This window comes from Lentzea sp. NPDC004782 (genome assembly GCF_040609115.1).
GTDB lineage: Bacteria > Actinomycetota > Actinomycetes > Mycobacteriales > Pseudonocardiaceae > Lentzea.
Window position 1 is genome coordinate 19,424 of the sequence record NZ_JBEXJN010000073.1, and the last position, 20,321, is coordinate 39,744.

The 20,321-nt window shown below is 70.4% G+C and carries 11 protein-coding genes and 1 pseudogene; 7 read left to right on the forward strand and 5 right to left on the reverse strand.

Annotated features, from left to right (window positions below; translation table 11 throughout):
• Nucleotides 1–55: 55 nt before the first annotated feature.
• From ABZV40_RS40510 to ABZV40_RS40520, 3 genes are read left to right on the forward strand one after another with little or no spacing between them, the layout of a single operon-like run.
• Nucleotides 56–8,782, forward strand: coding sequence for a LamG-like jellyroll fold domain-containing protein (locus ABZV40_RS40510; RefSeq protein WP_355454520.1), 8,727 nt, complete (start codon nt 56–58; stop codon nt 8,780–8,782).
• The gene (locus tag ABZV40_RS40515) at nt 8,760–9,281 is read left to right on the forward strand and encodes a hypothetical protein (protein WP_355454522.1); all 522 of its coding nucleotides are present in this window, start codon (nt 8,760–8,762) and stop codon (nt 9,279–9,281) included. The genes ABZV40_RS40510 and ABZV40_RS40515 overlap by 23 nt, the downstream gene beginning before the upstream one ends.
• Entirely contained in the window at nt 9,278–13,672 is a 4,395-nt protein-coding gene (locus tag ABZV40_RS40520; protein WP_355454524.1) for a ricin-type beta-trefoil lectin domain protein, read from the forward strand. Before ABZV40_RS40515 ends, ABZV40_RS40520 begins: the two co-directional genes overlap by 4 nt.
• Before the next feature lie 61 nt (nt 13,673–13,733).
• Here the strand turns inward: ABZV40_RS40520 and ABZV40_RS40525 are convergent, their stop codons facing one another.
• From ABZV40_RS40525 to ABZV40_RS40535, 3 genes are read right to left on the reverse strand one after another with little or no spacing between them, the layout of a single operon-like run.
• Nucleotides 13,734–14,114 (reverse strand): hypothetical protein, encoded by a 381-nt coding sequence (locus ABZV40_RS40525; protein WP_355454526.1) that lies wholly within the window; start codon nt 14,112–14,114, stop codon nt 13,734–13,736.
• Entirely contained in the window at nt 14,111–15,757 is a 1,647-nt protein-coding gene (locus ABZV40_RS40530; RefSeq protein ID WP_355454528.1) for a hypothetical protein, read from the reverse strand. Before ABZV40_RS40530 ends, ABZV40_RS40525 begins: the two co-directional genes overlap by 4 nt.
• A 10-nt stretch (nt 15,758–15,767) precedes the next feature.
• Nucleotides 15,768–16,340 carry a hypothetical protein gene (locus ABZV40_RS40535; RefSeq protein ID WP_355454530.1) on the reverse strand — a complete coding sequence of 191 codons (573 nt, stop codon included), beginning with the start codon at nt 16,338–16,340 and terminating at the stop codon, nt 15,768–15,770.
• Between the two features lie 322 nt (nt 16,341–16,662).
• On the opposite strand from ABZV40_RS40535, the gene ABZV40_RS40540 reads away from it, so the two are divergent.
• Complete coding sequence (locus ABZV40_RS40540) at nt 16,663–16,932, forward strand: helix-turn-helix domain-containing protein (RefSeq protein ID WP_355454540.1); 270 nt, start codon at nt 16,663–16,665, stop codon at nt 16,930–16,932.
• Between the two features lie 49 nt (nt 16,933–16,981).
• Here ABZV40_RS40540 and ABZV40_RS40545 read toward each other — a convergent pair whose 3' ends face one another.
• Both ABZV40_RS40545 and ABZV40_RS40550 read right to left on the reverse strand, forming a co-directional pair.
• The gene (locus ABZV40_RS40545) at nt 16,982–17,314 is read right to left on the reverse strand and encodes a LuxR C-terminal-related transcriptional regulator (RefSeq protein ID WP_355454532.1); all 333 of its coding nucleotides are present in this window, start codon (nt 17,312–17,314) and stop codon (nt 16,982–16,984) included.
• Nucleotides 17,311–17,445 carry a hypothetical protein gene (locus tag ABZV40_RS40550; RefSeq protein WP_355454534.1) on the reverse strand — a complete coding sequence of 45 codons (135 nt, stop codon included), beginning with the start codon at nt 17,443–17,445 and terminating at the stop codon, nt 17,311–17,313. Before ABZV40_RS40550 ends, ABZV40_RS40545 begins: the two co-directional genes overlap by 4 nt.
• A gap of 348 nt (nt 17,446–17,793) precedes the next feature.
• Between ABZV40_RS40550 and ABZV40_RS40555 the strand changes: the two genes are divergently transcribed.
• The 3 genes and pseudogenes from ABZV40_RS40555 to ABZV40_RS40565 form a co-directional block, all read left to right on the forward strand.
• Nucleotides 17,794–18,294 carry a hypothetical protein gene (locus ABZV40_RS40555; protein ID WP_355454536.1) on the forward strand — a complete coding sequence of 167 codons (501 nt, stop codon included), beginning with the start codon at nt 17,794–17,796 and terminating at the stop codon, nt 18,292–18,294.
• A 4-nt stretch (nt 18,295–18,298) separates the two neighbouring features.
• The gene (locus tag ABZV40_RS40560; RefSeq protein ID WP_355454538.1) at nt 18,299–18,892 is read left to right on the forward strand and encodes a hypothetical protein; all 594 of its coding nucleotides are present in this window, start codon (nt 18,299–18,301) and stop codon (nt 18,890–18,892) included.
• A gap of 489 nt (nt 18,893–19,381) precedes the next feature.
• Nucleotides 19,382–20,290 (forward strand): annotated as a pseudogene (locus tag ABZV40_RS40565) (non-reducing end alpha-L-arabinofuranosidase family hydrolase); the annotation flags it as partial.
• Nucleotides 20,291–20,321 lie beyond the last annotated feature (31 nt).

Consider the following 20,321-nt stretch of genomic DNA (forward strand, 5'->3'; position numbering starts at 1 on the left):
ATCCTTCGGGTCTGGGGGAAGAAGGATGAGAACGCGTGGGCTTTGCGCTGCCTTCGTGGCAGTGCTGCTGGTCTTCGGTCTGGCCTCGTCGTCGGTGCCGGTGCTGCCGCCGCTGCCGTTCGGTGCCACCGCCTCGGCGCCGCCGCAGCGCAGTGGTTCGGCGGACGGACTCGATCCGCACAGCAGGTCCGGTGACACGGCGACGGCGCTGGCGGCACCCGCGCACGACCAGCCACGTCCACCGGGCGCGGTCGCCGACACCGCCGAGGGACCCGCCGCCGGTCCGCAGCCGGACATCTCCGTGCAACGGCACGAAAAGCCTGCCGTTACCCAGAAATCCGACCAGCCGTCCATCGACGACCACGCGAAGGAACGACCGCAGGACCGCACCGCCGACACCGAGACGTTCGACAACCCGGACGGCACCCGCACCCTGCGCGTCCACACAGGACAGTCCAACGTGCGGCGCCAGGACGGCTCGTGGGTTCCGATCGACCTCACTCTCACCGAGCGCGACCACCGCTGGCAGCCGAAGGACTCGCCGCACGCCACCAGTTTCGGCCGCACCGCCCGTGACCCCGAGCTGACGCGCATCGCGTTCGACGACCGCCACGGCCTGTCCTACCGGCTCACCGACGCCGCCGACGCTCCCGGCACGGCGGACCACGCGACCGTCACCTACCCCGCCGCGTTCCCCGGCGTGGACCTCACCCTCACCGCCACCCGCGACGGCGTGAAGGAGAACCTGGTCCTCGCCTCGGCGCAGGCCAGGTCCGTGTTCGGCTTCACGCTCTCACCGCGCAACACCACCCCGCGTCTCGTGGACGGCGCGATCCGGCTCCTCGACGGCGACGAGGTGATCGCGGTGATGCCGCGCGGTTTCGCGGTGGACGCCAAGCAGCAGCGCGTCGACACCGGCTACGAGCTGACCGGGAACGCCGACGGCACCTGGACGCTGCGGCTCGTGCTCGACCAGGCCTGGTTGCGCGACCCCGCTCGTGCGTTCCCCGTCGTCGTCGACCCGACCACGAACTCCTACATCGCCGACGACGGCACGTTCGTGGCGCCGGGCCTGAACGGCAAGTCCGCGGGTGACCTGCGGACCGGCTGGGTCGAGGGCAAGCTGTCGCGCTCCTACCTGCACTTCGGCAACAACGCGCTGAACAGCGTGCGCAACCAGTTCGTCACGGGCGCCGCGCTCGTGGTCGAGGCCGCGGAGAGCAGCACCTGCGCCCCGCGGTCGGTCTCGGTCTTCGAGGTCACGCAGCCGTGGGACGCGGCCAGCATGCAGTGGCCGGGCGCCGCCGTGGGCAGATCCTTGTCCAGCAAGGCGTTCGCGCACGCCGGCCCGACGTGTCCCGGCGCGGCGTGGGAGAAGCTCAACCTCGGCTACGAGGTGATGACCCGCTGGACGCACGGCCAGGCGCTGCAGCACGGCCTCGCGTTGCGCGCGTCGGACGAGACCGACCGCAACGGCATGCGCTTCGGTTCGGTGAACTCGGGGAACAAGCCGTACCTGGAGATCCGGTACGTCCCCGAGGGCGTCGGGTTCGAGGTCACCGACGTGACGCTGCCGTCGGCCAGCCGGGCGGGCAACCTCAAGGTCAACGTCACCAACCTCGGCTCCTCGACGTGGACCAGCGGCGGTGGCTGGAAGTTCGGCTACATCATCGACCAGGGCAGCACCAAGATCCGCACCGCGTGCTGCTGGACGCAGAACGCCGCGCCGGGCGCCACGACGACCTTCGACGTGCCGATCGACCCGATCAACCCCGGCGAGTACCAGGTCTACCTGACCATGTTCAACCCGCAGAACCTCGACTTCTCCGTCGCCTACGAGGTGCCCTACGGCCGGTTCGACATCAAGGTCCAGAACACCCCGCCCACGACGAACCTGCAGCAGCCCGGCGGCGGCGCGGTCGTTCCCACGACGACCCCGACGCTGTACGCGGAGGGCGTCGACGACGACCGCTGGCCCGGCAAGGGCCTGACCTACAAGTTCCGCGTCTGCACCGACGCCGACCTCACCCTGGGCTGCCAGGAGTCGCCGTGGACCGGGCAGTCGTGGGCGCCGGCCGCGTTGTTCTGGAACCGCACGTACTTCTGGGGTGTCAAGGTCTACGACACCGTCGACGCCACGCCGTTCTGGGTCACGGCCAAGGACAACGTCCGGCTGATGTTCACGCCGCGCGTGCAGCAGCCGGAGATCACCTCGCACCTCGCCGGCAGCCCGAGCACCACGATCGGCCCCGGCCTCGACCCGCAGATCGGCAACTACTCGGCGGTCGTCACCGACGCCGACGTCGACACCGTCGGCCCCGACCTGACCGTCGGCCGCACCTACAACAGCCTGGATCCCCGCCGCGACACCGCGTTCGGCGCCGGCTGGTCGTCCAGAGTGGACATGCGGCTGGCGAAGGACCAGGACGGCAGCGACAACGTCGTGATCACCTATCCGACCGGGCGGCAGGCGCGGTTCGGGCGCAACCCCGACGGCGGTTTCGCCTCGCCGTCCGGGCAGAGCTCCGACCTGGTCTACAGCTCGGCCACCGGCCAGTACGCGCTGCGCGACTCGACCGGCAGCCGGTGGACGTTCGACGTGCTCGGCCGGCTCGTCACGATCACCGACCCGGCCGGGCTCACCGAGACGCTGACGTACGACACCAACGACCACGTCACCACGATCACCAACGACACCAGCGGCCGGAGCCTGCAGCTGACCTGGCAGGGCAGGCACGTCTCGTCGGTGTCGGCCGCCGCCCCCGACCCCGGCGGCCAGCCGCTCACCTGGTCCTACACCTACGACGGCGACAAGCTCACGAAGTCCTGCACGCCCGGCCAGGAGTGCACGACGCTGAGCTACCGCGCCGGTTCGCACTACCGCAGCTCGGTGCTCGACGACACCCCGTACGGGTACTGGCGGCTCGGCGAGGCCAGCGGTGACGCGTTCGCCAACACCGCCGCCCGCACGCCGGGCGCGGACGCCGGAGCTCAGCACGGCGTGCTGCTCGGCGGCGACGGTGCCCTGCAGGGCAGCTCCGACAAGGCGGGCACGTTCGACGGCGCCAGCAGCTACGTGACGCTGCCGGACAACCTGACGAACCAGACCATGTCGCTCTCGGTCGAGCTGTGGTTCAAGACCACCGCGCAGGGCACGTTGCTGAGCTACGCCGACCAGAGCTTCCCGGCCGCGGCGGGGAAGTCGACGCCCATCCTCTACGTCGGCACGGACGGCCTGCTCTACGGCGGTTTCGCGCGCCAGAACGCGTCCGGCCCGCGCCAGATCGTGACGAGCAGGCAGGTCGACGACGGCCAGTGGCACCACGCGGTGCTGTCGGCGGCGATCAACACCCAGACGCTCTACCTCGACGGTGCCGCGGCCGGGACGCTCGCCGGGTTCGTCGACCACGCCCAGCAGGGCAGGCTCACGCTCGGCGGCGGCAGCGGCAAGGACTGGCCGGCGAGCAACAACGCCGACTTCTACTTCAGCGGGTCCATCGACGAGGTCGCCGTCTACCAGCACACGCTCGGCGCGCTCGCGGTCAGCCAGCACTACGCGGCGGCCAAGCCGTCCGACGAGCTGAGCGGACACGTGCTGCCGCAGGACGACCGCAAGTACGCCACCCTCACCTACGACGACGTCAACGACCGCGTCCGCGGTCTCGTCGACCACGAGGGCCGCACGTGGACCCTCGACACCCCGGACCGCAACGGCTCGGTCCGCACCGCGAAGCTGCACGGCCCCACCGGGTACGGCGACTGGACCTACACCTTCGACGCCGACAACGGCGGCCGGCTCGTCAGCCGCACGCACGACAACGCCACCGCGCGGATCGAGTACAACACCGCCGGTTTCCCGTCCGCGTCGATCGACGAGAACAACCACCGCACCGAGTTCACCACCGACGAACGCGGCAACGTGCTGAGCACGAAGAGGTGCCGCACCGCCACCTCGTGCAACACGAGCTACGCCACGTACCTCAAGCCGACCGGCCCGCTCGACCCGAGGGCCGACCGGTTGGAGTCCACTTCGGACGCTCGCTCGTCCGGACCGGCCGACACCCGGTTCCGCACCACCTACAGCTACGACGCTCTCGGCCGCCCGACCGGTGTGAGGTACCCGACCCCGGACGGCCTGACCACCGCACCCGGCGAGACCACGACGTACTCGACCGGAGCCGAGGACGCGTCCGGCGGCGGCAAGGTGCCCGCGGGCCTGCTGATCCGCAGCACCGGCCGGCGCGACCAGGTCACCACCCGGCGCTACAACGCCAAGGGCGACCTCGTCGAGCTGACCGACCCCGCCGGGCTGACCCTGCGCTACACCTACGACCAGCTGGGCCGGCAGAAGACGGTCGCCGAGGTCAACTCCGGCGGCGCGACGCTGGGCACCACGACCTTCGAGTACACCCCGCGCGGGCTGATCTCGAAGATCACCTCGCCCGCGGTCGTCAACGCGGTCACCGGCGTGGCGCACACCGAGGTGACGACCTACAAGTACGACGCCAACGGCAACACGACCGAGGCGACGCTCTCCGACGCCACACCGGGTGAGACCGCCCGCACCACGAAGTACGGCTACGACGCCAGCGACCGCCTGGTGCGCACCGACTTCCCGGACCAGGGCGTGGAAACGCGGTCGTACGCCGACAACGGGCTCACCGAGTCGGTGACCGACGTCCGCGGCACCACGTGGATCACCCGGTTCAACGAGTTCGACAAGCCGCTCAACCGCGTCGCTTCCGGCCCCGGGGTGCACCCCGAGGACCCGGCCGCGACCTCGCTGACGCTGGAGTCGCGCTCCTACGACCCGGCCGGGCGACTGGCGTTCGTCACCGACGCCATGGGCAGGCTGACCAAGTACGGCTACTACGACGACGACCTCCTCGCCACCACCCAGGTCGCGAACGTCGTGGTGGACCAGCGTTCCTACGACCCGGCCGGTCACCTCGCCGAGCAGGTCGCCGCCGGTGGCGCCAAGACCGTCTACGCCTACGACCCCGCGGGCAACGCCGTCACCACCACGTTCGACCCGTCCGGGCTGAAGCGGTCGACGTCGGTGCAGTACGACGCCGACGGCAACGCCGTGACCGTCGAACGCCGTGGCGCGGCGGACCCGAACCGGGTCGAGAAGTCCGTCTACACCTACGACCTCGCGAACCACCCGACCCGCGAGGACGCCTACGTCGACGCCACCACCGTGTTGTCGTCGTCCACCGCCTACGACGAACGCGGCCTCGTGGTCGAGAAGGGCGACCGGCGCGGGCTGCGGACGACCTTCGAGTACGACGCGACCGGAGCGCTCTTCCGCACCACGGCACCGGCCACCGACGCCTGGGTCGGCGGAGTCCGCACCACCGGGTTCAAGCGCACGGACACGTTGGGCTACAACGCGTTCGGCGAGATCACGCACTCCCGTGACGGCGCGGGCAACGTCACGACCACCGAACGGGACGTGCTCGGCCGCGCGGTCACCGGTGTGCTGCCGGACTACACGCCGCCGGGCGGTACGACGATCAAGGGCGCGACCACCCGCACCGAGTACGACCGCGCGGGCAACCCGGTGAAGACCACAGACCCGTTGCAGCGCGTCACGCAACGCACCTACGACCCGTACGGCCGGGTGCTGACGGTGACGCTGCCTCAGGTCGGTGACACGCCGAGCGTGCTCACCCGGAACTACGACAAGGCCGGTGAGCTGCTCACGCAGACCGAACCGGGTGGCGTGGAGAACAGGTACACCTACGACGACCTCGGCCGCCGGGTCACCAGCACGCAGGTCGACCGCTCGTCCGGCCGGGCCGCCTACTTCACCACGACCACCGGCTACGACGACGCGGGCAACCCGCTCACCGTCACCAGCCCGCTCAACCACATCACGTCCTCGGCCTACAACGCGGCCGGCGAGGTGACGTCCACGAAGGACGCCACCAACCGCGCCACCGCGTTCGGCTACGACATCGCCGGGCGGAGGGCGTCGGTCACCGACCCCGCGGGCATCACCACCACGACCACCTACGACCTGGCCGGACGGGCGGTGCGCACCGCCACGGTCGTCGGCGGACAGGAGAAGCGCGCCGCGAGCTCGGTCCACGACCCGGCGGGCAACGTCGTCCAGACGACCAGCGCGCAGGGCCGCGTCGTGACCTACGGCTACGACGAGCTGAGCCGCGTCGTGCAGCAGGTCGAGAAGGTCGACGCGACCCACTCGATCACCACCTCGACCGGCTACGACAAGCTCGGCAACCGCAGCCGGTACGTCGACGGCAACGGGCACGTCACCACGTTCACCTACACGCCGTGGGGCCGCCCCGAGTCGGTGATCGACCCGCTCGACACGACGTTCACCACGTCCTACGACGCGGCCGGGCAGGCGGTCGGCACCAGCAAGCCCGGTGGCGTCACGACGACCAGCTACTACGACGCCCGGGGCAGGCTGACCCGCCAGACCGGCGCCGGCACCGCCGCCACCACGACGGACCGCACGTTCGGCTACGACGCGGCGGGCAGGGTGAACCGCGCGGGCGGCCCGAACGGCGACAGCACCTACCGCTACGACGACCGCGGCAACCTGCTGGAGACCCACGGCGCGGCCGGCGAGTCGGCGTACACCTACGACGCCGACGGGATGCTGGTCTCGCGCACCGACGCGAGCGGCGCCACGACGTTCGGCTACGACGCGGCGGGCCGCCTCGCCACCGTGCAGGACGCGCTGACGGGCCGCACCGCCGACTACGGCTACGACCAGGCCGGCCGGCTGGCCTCGGTGGCCGACCGCGCGGTGGCGGCCAAGACGTCCCGCGTCCTCACCTACGACGACCTCGGCCGTCCCGCCACGGACCGCGTGGTGCAGTCCATCGACGCCGGCGTGCCACCGCGCACGTTGATCGGCACCGACTACGGCTACGACCTCGACAACAAGACGACGTCCAAGAACGGCAACACCTACGCCTACGACGGCGCGGGCCGCCTGACGTCGTGGACCAACGGCACCTCCACGACCACCTACGGCTGGGACGACGCCGGCAACCGGACCTCGGTGGGCGCCAAGACGTTCGTCTACGACGAGCGCAACCGCCTCAAGTCCGGCGACGGCGCGACCTACGGCTACTCCGCCCGCGGCACGCTGCAGACGACGACCCGTGACGGCAACACCGTCACGACCAGGCACGACGCGTTCGACCGGATGACCTCCTCCGGCGCGGCGACCTACGCCTACGACAGCCTCGACCGGGTCAGCGACCGCAACGGCACCAGGTTCCAGTACGCGGGCCTGACCAACGAGGCGATCTCCGACGGCAGCCGCACCATCAGCCGGCTGCCGGACGGAAGTCCCTTCGCGGACAGGGGTTCCGGCGTCGCGCGGATGGTGTACGCCGACCAGCACGGCGACGTGACCGGCCGGTACCTGAGCAACACCGTCGACGGGACGCGGGCGTTCGACCCGTTCGGCGCGGTGACGGCGTCGTCCGGTGACGCGGCTTCCCTGGGCTTCCAAGGGGACTGGACCGACGCCTCGACCGGTGCGGTGAACATGTCCGCGCGCTGGTACCAGCCGGGGACGGGCACGTTCGTCAGCCGCGACGACTGGAACGTGACGCCGGACCCGTCCGGTTCGGCGAACCGGTACGCCTACGGCGCGGGCAACCCCGTGAACAACGCCGACCCCAGCGGCCACGAACCGCAGCCGTACGAGCCGCGGCACGCGTCCAAGTGTGACAACTGGGTCACCGTGATGAAGATCCGCGGACCCGGCCTCTGGAAGTTCGACATCGCGGAGCTCCGGTGCACCGAGGCGACCAAGCACCTGCCCGACCGGATCCAGCCGACCGGCTCCGGCCGCGAGGAGAACCCGGTCGCCGGCAACTGCCGGTACTTCGTGCACGGGTGCGGCGGTGGCTGGAACCCGCCGCCCACGCCTCCGCACTCGAAACCAGGGCCTGGTGGCCGGGGCGGTGGCAAGGGGGTTCCGCCGCACAGCAAGCCGAAGCCGCCGCCACCCCCGCCGTGGGTGGTCAACGTCTACAAGCCGTTGCCCCATCCGCCGGCAGGCTCCGGCTTCCTCCCGGTCCCGACGAACGTCGACCCCACCGGCCCGCTCACCAAGATCCTCGACCTGACCGGCAAGTACCTCGAACAGGTCACCCACGTGACCGGTGTGCTGGTCGAGGTGGCGCAGACGATCTACGACGTCGTCCAGGACCTCGGCGACGTGATGTCGGACCCGGCCGACGACAAGGGCGTCACGGGTACCGACAGCGAAGAGGACTGCTTCGAGTCCACACAGGACACGGCCGTCAACGACCCGGCGCAGCAGATCAACTTCACCGGGCCGGGCGCCTACCCCGGCAAGCGGCTCGGCTGGCCCGCGGAGCGCGCGACCGGTGGCACCGCGTGTCTCGGCAGCCTCAACCGCGACAAGCGCAAGCGGCCGCAGACCCCGGTCGGCTACGTCTCGGGCCAGCACGACCGCAGCCACCTGATCGGCCACCAGTTCGGCGGCAGCAACAAGCGGATCAACATCGTGCCGCTGGACAAGGAGGTGAACGAAACGGACATGCTCGGCGTCGAGAACGAGATCGCGAAGGCGATCCAGAACGGCAACCGCGTGTACTACCGGGTCGTCGCCAACTACGCCAACGCGAACGACGCCGTGCCGAGCTCGGTCACCATCCACGCCCGCGGCAGCAACGGCTTCCAGTGCGACGTGATCATCTTCAACCCGCACCCGCCGGCCGGTTACCCAGGAGGGAAGAACAATGGCACCCGTCCGAGCTGTTGACGAGCTCGCCGAGCTCACGGGGTGGGCCGGTCGCGGCACCGGATCCGCCTGGCACACCGTGGAGTCCGCGTTCGGGGTGACGCTGCCCGCGGACGTGAAGGAGCTGTCGCGGCGGTTCCCGACCGGGCTCTTCTGCTCCCTCGTCGAGATCTACGCGCCGGGGGAGGCGTTCGTCGCGGAACTGGGCGACGCGCTGGAGCTGCTGGAGGAGCAGGAGAACCTCCCGTACCCGGTGCACCCGCGGGTCGGCGGGCTGCTGCCGTGGGGCGGGACGACGGAGGGCCACACGCTGTGCTGGCTCACCGCCGGTGACGACCCGGACCGCTGGCCCGTCGTGTTCTTCGACGACGGGTTCGAGCGCTGGGGCGAGCACCCCGGCGGCGCCGTCGCGTTCCTGCGCGACCTGATGTCCGGGCGGTTCCGCCACGACCTGTTCGACGAGCACCTGCAGGGGTGCGATCCCGTGTTCGACCCGATCGAGGAGATGGACGGCAGATGAGAACACCGCCCGGAGTGTGGGGACGTGCGGTCGTGCTGGCCGCCGGGATCGCGCTCGCCGCGTCCGGTGCCGTGACGCCCGCGGGCGCCGCGGCCAAGCCGGCGCCGCCGGCGCACCAGGGGGAGGAGGTCGCGAAGGACAAGCGCGGCCGCGTCCTGCTGGAGGTGAGCGGCAGCCGGCTGAAGGAGGCGGCCGCGGTGCTCGGCGGCGAGGTGACCGTGCAGCGGGGTGACCGCGCGCAGCTCGCCGTGCCGGAGAGCCGGATCGGGGACCTGCTCAAGAACAAGTCCGTTGTGGACGTCCGGCGGCCGGAACGCGCGGTGCCGATGGCGGTGACGTCCGAAGGCGTCGACGCGTCCGGCGCCCGGCAGTGGATCACCGCGGGCAAGACCGGTGACGGAGTGAAGATCGGCGTGATCGACGTCGGCTACGCCCGGCTGGACGAGGCGCAGGGCGAGGGCGACCTGCCGGCGGACGTCCAGGTCGACAACAGCGGCTGCCACGACGCCACCAGGACGTCCGACCACGGCACCGCGGTCGCCGAGGTCGTGCACGACATGGCACCCGGCGCGAAGCTGTTCCTCGCGTGCATCGACGGCCCGCTCGACTTCGGTCCCGCCACGGACTGGCTGCGCCGGCAGGGCGTGCAGGTGATCACGGCGGCGATCGGCTTCCTGACGTCGGGCCGCGGTGACGGCACCGGCGAGCCGGGCAGCCCCGCCGACGTCGTGCGGCAGGCGCGCCAGGCCGGTGTGCTGTGGTCGGTCGCGGCCGGCAACCTCGGCCTGAACCACTTCAGCGGCACCGCCACCGACGCCAACGGCGACGGGTTCGTCGAGTACAGCGGCACCGCGCAGAACAACGGGTTCAACCTCGGCGGCGGCAAGACCGCCACGGTCGGCCTGCGCTGGGACGCGTGGCCGAGGTCCGCCGAGGACCTCGACCTCTACGTCATGAAGGGCGCCCAGGCACCGACCGGGCCGTCCGACCCGCAGATCATCGCCTCGTCGCTCAACAACCAGCGCGACGTCGCCGGGGGAGGCAGGCCGACCGAGGAGGTGACCTTCACCAACCCGACGACCAGCACCCAGCCGTACTGGCTCTACGTCAAGAACAACACCGCGAAGTTCACCACGCGGTTCGACCTGTTCGCCGCCGTGCCGGACGAGAACCCGTTGCAGTTCAACACCCCCGCCGGCAGCGTGACCGAACCGGCGACCTCGCCGTACGTGATCGCGGCCGGCTCGACCAAGCCGGGCAGCGGGGTCGTCCCCGGCTACTCCGGCCGCGGCCCGACCATCGACGGCCGGGTGAAGCCGGACATCACCGGCTTCGACAAGGTCACCACCACGATGTACGGCTCGGAGGGCTTCGCCGGCACCTCCGCCGCGGCGGCCCACGTCGCGGGCGCGGCGGCGGTGCTCAAGAGCGCCAACCCCGGCCTCGACGCGGCGCAGATCCAGACCGAGCTGCAGGCGCGGGCGAACCCGCACAAGAACGACAACGCCTGGGGCAGCGGTGTGCTCGCCCTCGGCACCCCGGACAACGTGCCCGCGGTGACCGGCTCGGCCTACAACCCGCTGCCCACGCCGGTGCAGATCCAGGGCAGGACCTACGCGCCCAACGAGATCTTCACCCTCCCGGTCCCGAACATCACCAACGACGCCACGGCCGTGGCGTTCAACCTGGCCGTGCGCACCGACCCGTCGGGCGGCGCGGAGGTCGACAGCGGGATCGACGTGTTCCCCGGCGACCCCGCGACGTCGACCTCGAAGGCCGCGACCGTGCGGGTGCGTCCCGGCGGCGGCTTCGTCTCCACGATGGTCGTCGCGAAGCTCGGCGCCGACCGCGCGATCCGGTTCCGCGCCGGTCCGGGCACGGTGGTCGTCCAGGCCGACATGCTCGGCTACTTCAGCCCGACCGCGAGCTCGACGTACGTGGCGAGCCCGTCGCCGATCCGGGTGCTCGACACCCGCGGCTACAACGGCAGCCCGCGCAGGGCGCCGCTCGGCTCCGGCGAGGTCTACAACGTGAAGGCCCGCGGTGCCAACGGAATCCCGGACAACGCCACCGCGGTCGTGGTGAACCTGACCGGCGCCGAGTCGACCACCGGCACCGGCTTCGGCCTCTACGCCCAGGACAACGCGGGCACGTCGCTGAACGTGAACCGCAACGAACGCCGGTCCAACACCTCGATCGTGACCATCGGCGCGGACGGCAACTTCCGGCTCCGCAACGGCATCGGCCAGGTGCACGCCATGGTCGACGTCCTCGGCTGGTTCGTCAGCGGCGGCGGGGGAGCGCGCTACGTCCCGCTGCCCGAGGCGACGAGGATCGCCGACACCACCACGGGAACCGGCGGCCGCACCACCCCGCTCGGCCAGGGCGAGACCACCCAGTTCCAGGTGACCGGTGCCGCCGGCATCCCGGCCAGTGCCACCTCGGTCGTGCTGATGCCGTCGGTGCGGGACGACCTCCTCGGCACCGAGCTGTCCGTCTCTCCCGCGGAGATCGGCACCTCGCCCGGCACCGTCGTGTCGACCAAACAGCGGGAACGCCTGTCCACCACGACGTTCACGCCGCTGGGCGCGAGCGGCAGGGTGGCCGTGCGCAACGAACGCGGCAGCGCGACCACGGCGCTGGACGCCGAGGGCTACTTCATCGGCGGCGCCCAGGTCGGCGCGGGCACCTGCGCCGCGGCGGTCGACGAACCCGGCTACACCGCGGCGTTCGACGGCAGGCTGGAGTCGAACCTGGCGGGCTGGCGCGTCGCGGGCACCACGCCGGTGCAGGTCAACGGCTGCGAGATCACCACGACCACCAGCCGGGACGTCACCTGGTACGCCGCCCGCACGATGGGCATGGACTACACCGTCAAGCTGGACTGGCAGGCCACCGCCGCGTCGTCGGACTCAGGCATCTACCTGCTGTTCAACGACCCCGGTACGTCGGCGACCCTGCCCGGCACCAACGGCGTGCAGGTCCAGATCTCCCCGTTGTCCACCGGCGCGATCGAACCCGGCAGGAAGGCCGACGTCGCCGCCGCCAAACCGGTGGGGCAGTGGAACACCTACGAGATCACCGTGGCGTTCAACACCGTCACCGTGGTGCTCAACGGCCAGCAGGTGAACCGCTACACGATCACCGACCTGAACCGCGTGCACAACGACGGGTTCATCGGCCTGCAGAACAGCGGCACGTCGGCACCGGTGAAGTTCCGCAACATCCGCGTGAAGCGCAACACGTCGGTGCGCAACGGCGAGGTCGTCGGCGTCAACAACCGGTGCCTCGACATCCCCGGCTACGACCCCGGCGCGGTCCAGCTGCAGATGTGGGACTGCAACAACTTCCCCAACCAGCGCTGGACGTTCCTCGGTGACGGCCGCATCACCAACCTGGGCCGCTGCCTGGGCCTGGAGAACGGCGGCACCGCCTCGGGCACCGCGGTGACGTTGCAGGGCTGCACGACGGAGAACCCGCAGCAGTGGGTGGTCCGCCCGGACGGCGCCATCGTCAGCGTCCGGTCCGGCAAGTGCCTCACGCCCGCGAGCACCGACCGCGGCGCCCCGCTCAAGGCGGTGGACTGCACCGGTGCGGCGACGCAGGTGTGGCGCATCCCGGACCAGCACGGCCAATGGGGTGCCTTCTACGGTCCCGGCAGCAAGTGCCTCGACATCTACAACAACGACGCCCGCAACAAGAAGGTGTCGGCGTGGTCCTGCAACGGCGGCGCCGCCCAGTGGTGGTCGATCACCGGCGACGGCCGCATCACCTCCTCCGGCCGCTGCCTCGACGTGGCGGGCACGGCGGCGGGCAGCGCGGTGTCGCTGGCCGACTGCTCGACCGCCAGGACCCAGCAGTGGACCGCCCGCCCGGACGGAACCGTGGTGAGCGGCGCGTCCGGCCGTTGTCTCACCGCGGCCTCGGCCACGGACGGCGGAGTGTTCACCGTCCAGGACTGCGCCGGCACCCAGCTGCAGCAGTGGAGGTACAGCGCGACGACGCTGTGGACCGGCATCCTGGAAGGCATCGGCGGCAGGTGCGCGGATGTCAAGGGCGAGGACCCGGCGAACGGCGTCATCTGGCTGTGGGGCTGTTTCGGCCCGCCCGGTGAGACCTACACCGGTCTGAGCGACGGCACGATCCGCACCATGGGCACCTGCGTGGACATCGGTGCCGTTGCCGCGGGCACCGCGATCGGGGTCTACAACTGCCACAACGGCCTGAGCCAGCAGTGGTCGATCCGCCCGGACGCGACGATCGTGAACATCCAGTCCGACCGCTGCGCGGACGTCCAGGCGGGCAACACGGCGGACGGCACGAAGATCCAGCTGTGGGACTGCGTCGGCACCCCGCAGCAACGGTGGTCGGTGCCGCTGAGCGCCGGCTGACCGTGACACGACACCGCGCCCGGGCACCGATTCCGGTGTCCAGGCGCGGTTTCTCCAACCTTCAGTCACCGAAGGCGGAGTTGACCGACCTGGTCAGCTCGCCGACCGTCTCGACCAGCGGGGCGACGGGCTTCACCAGGGCGGTGAGCCGTTCGAGCATCCGCGCGATCCGGCCGCGGTCGGGCTCGGCCGAGTCGAGCTCATCCCGCAGTTCTCCGGCGGTTTCGCCGGCGGTGCCGGGCAGTTCGGCGCGGTGGCGTTCGAGCAACGTCATGAGCTCGGTCATCAGCGCGCTGGTGTCCGGCGCGGCGGTGAAGCTCAGGCCGTGGCTGACGGCACGGGCGTGCGGGCCGACGGCCTGGTTGCCGACGTTGCTCACGCCGCCGGACTGGTGGATGCCGTAGTTCGGCGAGCTTTCCGGCACGGTCTTCCTTCCTCTCACGCGGGTCTTCCGGCGGCGGAGCCGGGTGCGGGGAACTGCACCGTCGCCGTGGCCTCGCTGCCGACGGCCTGGTTGCCGACGTTGCTGACGCCGCCGGTCTGGATGATGCCCTGGTTGAGGATCGTCATCTGGCGGTTGCGGAACTCGGTGGTGTCCACGCCGCGGGCGTCGAGGAAGTCCAGCAGCGCGGCCAGGACGTGCCGTTCGACGACCTTGAGGTGCTTGGTGGCGTCCGTCTTCTGGAAGTAGTTGTGGTACTTGGCGTCCGTGGCCTGCTCGCGGACGCTGAACCGGGCGCCGTAGCCGTGGCCGAGGTCCTGCCGGGCGATCGCCCGCTCCACGACGCGGTGCCGTTCCGTGCGCCACCGGAAGGTGAGGTCGCGCAGCACCCGGACCGGAGCACGCGGTACCGCGCCGGCCACCCCGCTCGCCGCCCTGGCCAGTAGACGGCCGATCGCACCGGCGGTGAGCACCGGGCTGATCCGGTCCACGTCGTGGTACTGCCGCCACAACGGCCCCAGCACGGTGCGGTCGCACTGCAGGTAGAGCAGCCGTCCGTCGGTGGAGAAGTGCAGGAACGTGCTGGCCACGACCTCGCCCCCCCACGACGGGACCTGCGCGCAGAGGTAGTGCCTGGCCGAGCTGTGCGGGCGCGCGGCGAGCCGGGCCAGGTCCTCATCGGGCAGGTGCTGCAGGGGTTCCAGCTCGCGTTCGGGCAGCAGCGCCGGGTGCATGGTGAGCGCGTTGCCGCTGACGAAGGCCCGTTCGGCGAGGGACAGCCCGGGCAGCTCGTCGGGCTCCACGCCGATGCCGGCCAGCCGCTCCCGGACGTGGCCGACCAGCTCGCCGGTGTCGAGCGGCACCACGCTCCCGGGGTCGCGGTCGGTGTCACGCCGCAGGGACGGCAGGGCGAACGACCACGTCGACACGAGCGAGCCGTGGCCGATGAACGGGGTGAAACCGTCGTAGATCGTCACGTTGCCGCGCTCGGCCTCGTCGATCGCCGCCAGCCGGTCGGACAACCACGCCTGGCCGGGCGGCAGCGGCGGCGCCGCCTCGGTGCTGAACGCGGCGCGGGTGAGCTCGCTCAGCAACGTCAGCCGGATCCGCCACTCGCTCCACACCAGCAGCGCGTACATCCCGAGAGCGGTCAACAGCGCGAGCCACGGCAGGCCGAACAGCCACTCGGGGACGGCAGGCTCCGGAGCGGAACGTCCGCGCGCCGGCGTGGCGGCGGTGTCGAGCGCGGACACCATGGTGACGAACACCAACAGCAAGATCGCCAACGAGATCAGGGCGAACACGATGTCGCGCAGCCTGCGCGACTCTCCCGCGCGGTGGGCGAGGTTCGCGCCGACCGGCAGCACCACCACCAGGAACATAACCGTCCACAGTGGAGAGACAACCAGCGCGAGCGCGGTCGCCGCGAGCAGGCACCAGTCCCGCAGCTGCCGTTGCCGCACACCGGCCAGCGCGTGCAGCAGCACCGGCCGCAGGGAGAACCCGACCGATGGCGCCACCGCGTGCAGGTCCTCGGTCAGCAACGCCTTGATGATCCGCTCGGCGAAGCGTTCGTCCGTCCTGGCCGCGACGCACAGGTAGCGAGTCGTGTCGTCGGGGGAGAACGCGGTCGGCTGGCTCATCGATCCCCTTTCACCACAACGACCTCGGCACGTCGGCCGGGCGTTCGCCGCGCGCGGGTGCGCGGCGTTGCATCGCCACGACGGCACCGAGCACCAGGCCGAGCAGCACGCCGAACGAGGCCGACGCGGTCAGCTGGCCGAGGAAGAACTCCGCCGGCCGGCCGGCATCGACGAACGGCAACTGCCCCCGCGGGTCCAGCAAGGCCACCGCGACCGCTCCGGAAGTCAGCCCGGCGGCCACCGCGCTGAGTGCCGTCACTCCCACGGTGACGACGAACAGGCCCGTGGCCGCGGTGGCCCAGCGCGACACCCTGGTCAGCCCCGTGACCGCGAACGCCACGAACAGCACGGTCCGCAGGTTCGCGAACCAGAACAGGAACACCCCGACGCGGTCGGCGTTCACGTGCCAGCTCGGATAGGAGAACATGAGAGCGCCGAGGCGGAAGCCCGGCTCGCCGCTCGACAACGCGAGGATGAGATCCCGGTTCAACCAGGGGTTCCCGACCAGCAGGACGAAGCCGAGCAGCACGGCCACGCCCGGTGTGAACAGGCGCGGAGCATGAGCTTCCCCCTGTCCCGGCACACCAGCAACCTAGATCTCCCAACGGTTGCGCGGCGACGGCCGATCGGCGTAGGAGCCGCGGGTGGCGCAGTCGCGTGATGTGAGAACGCCGTCGATGACCCTTCAGGTGGAACAACCGGCCGCCGCGACATCGATGAAGGGCTCCTTCATCCACCTGACGTCGATGAAGGCGCCCTTCATCGAGCACCAAGGCCTGGGTGGGTTCGGGCATCGGAGGTAGTGGATCCGGGTCGGGACCGGGCGGCCGAGGATATCTGACTCCAGGAGGAGTTCGCAGCCGCGGTGATCAGGTGCCTCGTGGAGACCGAGATCTCGGATCCGCATCTCGGTGCGGCAGCTGCACCGGTTGTTCGAGGACGAGGACACCGCTGTCGGCGAGATGGTGAGAACGCCGCGGCTGGCCGGGGGCCGGCGTGATCTGGCCGACCCGGCCCTGAGCCATCTGTCCATCGGTGCGGTCGCCGCCCGGTGGGGAATTCTCGACTCCGCGAAGTTCGGCCGGATCTTCCGCGCCGCGCACGGCCTTTCGCCGCGGGAGTACCGGGCGAGACGGGGCCACTGCGGCGCGCATCGGCGAAATTGCGTGCGCTGATTTCCGGAATGGCCACTCCGTCGGCGTGACGGGTGGCTCCCGCCCGTGCTCAGGCCAGGCCGCGCCACCTGAGCACGGCCTCGGTCTGCCGTCGCCCGCGCAGCTTGGTGAAGATCCTGGTCAGGTTGTTGCGAACGGTCTTCGGCGACAGGAGAAGCCGGCGGGAGATCTCCGCGACGTCCTTTCCCGCCGCCGGCAACGACATGATCGCCTCCTCACGGCCGGTGAGAGGTTCGGTGGCCGACGGCGGCGAGGGCCTGGGCTCCCCGGACCGCAGAAGGGTGCGCAGCACCTCGGGATGCAGGGCGCACTGGCCCTGGCCGACCAGCCTGAGCAGGTCGGCCGGGACGGATCGGCCCGCGCCTTCCAGGCTGTAGCTCACCGGTCGATCTCGGGTGCGATCACCACCACCGGCGGCACCCTTCCGCCGATCGGCCGCGCGGTGGCCGGAGCGGCCGCGATCGGGCCCGTGCGTTCGATTTCGGAGACGTGCGAGATCGGATGGGCGGGCACCTCCGGCGGGGCGTGGTGGGAGGTCAGGACGGCGATCCTGGGCGTCGCCGGTGCGACCTGGGAATCGGCTCGATTTCGGTGGAGGCCATGGTTGCGCTTTCTGGCCGCGGCGGAGGTTTCGAGTACATCACTCGATGCGTGATGTCTGCGTCATCCGTTGCGCACCAACGGTGAACGACGATACATGGGAGAACGAAGTGTCCTTTGTGGATGGAATTGAACCGAGTCGAAATCGAGCTGGTCTGATCGGGTGAAGAACCTCGGGTTCGACTGCGGGCCCTCGTCCGGGCGTGCTGATACTGACCGGCTCACGCAGGGGGCGTGAGAGCGACGAACAGGGGTGAAGTCGTGCGTTTTCAACGAATTCTGGCCGGAACGGCCGCTGTCGGGTTCGCACTCGGGGCAATGCAGGCGCCGGCGAACGCCGAGGTCGCGGTGCCCGCACCGGCTCCGGTGGAGACGGCGGGGGACCAGTCGGCCGTCGTGGGGCCTGACGCGGTCTGCGTCTTCTACACCAACGGCGACTACGTGCACGTGTCGTCGACTCCGCCGGCGTCGGCCTCCGGGCACGGCTGGTGGACGAACGGCAACTGCAACGCCACGCTGGCGGTCGTCACCGTGCAGTTGCAGCAGTACTACAGCGACGGGAAGTGGCGCAACATCGGCTCGGCCGGCAAGGCGACCGTGCGTTCCGGCGGCGGCGCGGGCAACCGGGCGACCGGACGTGTGACGTGCTCCAACCGCGAGGTCACCGGGTGGCGTAGCGTGATCGACGTGGACCTCGTCGGTCTGGCCGACGACCCGAGCAAGCTCACGACGGCAACCCGGAACATCACCTGCAGGCGGTAGGTTCTTGGCACTCGATCGAACCATGGTCGCGGCGTTGCGCGGCTCGCTGGATCGTCATCCGCGAGCCGGGTCCGCGGACGCGTTCAGCCTGTTCGTCTCCCGGTCCTCCGCGATGGGATGGCTCTCCTCGCACGGGCCGGGAGGCTGCTGGGGCATGAACGACGCGGGTTCCGACTCGACCGGCGCGTGGTTCCAGGTGTCGCTCACCGGAGAATCCGTGCCGGTGCAGGCTTTTCTCGCCTGCGCGGGTGACGTGGTGGCCCGGCTGGGGCAGTTCCGCCTGGAGTCGGTGGAGCTCACCGTGCCGATGCCGGGCGCCGACTCGATGATGAGCCTCCTGCAGGACGCCGGCTGGTTCGCCGACCTCGACCCGCACCTGGTCACCGGGGTGCGGGTCGAGGTCGACCCGTTCGTGCCCGGCATCGTCGGGTGGATGCGGGAGTTCAAGCAGGACGTGGCCTTGTTCTCCTCGCTCGGCGAGGTGATGCTCGCCGAGTGGTCGCCGGCCGCGCTGGGATGGCTCGCGGCCTTCCTCGCCGAAGCGAGCGCGCGGCACGGCGTCACCACCCCGCTGACGATCACCGCCACTCGCGCCTGATCGGTTGTGCGCAGAACGCTCTGAAATGCCGGAACGACCGGAAATGCTGCCGTGACGACACCGGCGGCGCATTCGGTGTGAATGACGTCCGGACGACCTCCGATTGACGATTCCGTCCCCGGTCGCTGCTCACCGGAGCTAAAGAATTTCCATCTGTTTTAGCGTTCTGCAATTCGTCGAAGGCTCAGTCGAAACGGTTTCGACGTCTTGACCGCAAAGAGATCGTCCCTCACAGTTTGTTCGTTCAAAGGACGCGTGACAGGCCACTTCGTGCAGGTGGCCGGTCGAACGCTGCCCTGCCGCGCCCACACCTCGACGAAGAGGAGCACGACCATGACCGGATCAGGCCATCACCCGCCCGTCACCGCGACACGAGGCCGCAGGCGTCGAATGGCCGGAGTCAGCGCCGCCGTCGCAGTGCTGCTCGGTGGGCTGGTGACGGCGTTCACCGCGGCGCCCGTGGCGGGGGCGGCGGTCGGACCCAGCGCCTGTCAGCTGCCGTCGAGCTACCGCTGGTCGTCGACGGGCCCGCTGGCGACCCCGAAGTCGGGCTGGGTGTCGCTCAAGGACTTCACCCACGTCATGTACAACGGCAAGCACCTGGTCTACGCGACGACGCACGACACGCGGACGAGCTGGGGCTCGATGAACTTCGGGACCTTCACCAACTGGTCCGACATGGCGTCCGCGCCGCAGAACGGGATGAGCAGCGGCACCGTCGCGCCGACGCTGTTCTACTTCGCCCCGAAGAACATCTGGGTGCTCACCTACCAGTGGGGCGGTGCGGCCTTCAGCTACCGCACCTCCAACGACCCCACCAACGCCAACGGGTGGTCGGCGCCCAAGACGCTCTTCAGCGGAAGCATCCCCAACTCCGGCACGGGTCCCATCGACCAGACGATCATCGGTGACAGCCAGAACATGTACCTGTTCTTCGCCGGTGACAACGGCAAGATCTACCGCGCCAGCATGCCGATCGGGAACTTCCCCGGCAGCTTCGGCTCGAACTACACGACGATCATGAGCGACACGCAGGCCAACCTGTTCGAGGCGGTCGAGGTCTACAAGGTCCAGGACCAGAACCAGTACCTCATGATCGTCGAGGCGATGGGGGCCAGGGGCCGCTACTTCCGGTCGTTCACCGCCACGAGCCTCAACGGTTCGTGGACGCCGCAGGCCGCCACCGAGAGCAACCCGTTCGCCGGCAAGGCCAACAGCGGCGCCACCTGGACCAACGACATCAGCCACGGCGACCTGATCCGCACCAACCCCGACCAGACCAAGACCATCGACCCCTGCAACCTCCAGCTCCTCTACCAGGGGCGCAACCCCAACTCCAACGGCGTCGACTACGGCCTCCTGCCCTACCGGCCGGGCGTGCTCACGCTGCAACGCTGATCGCCTGACCCGGCCTCGGCGTGGCGCGCAG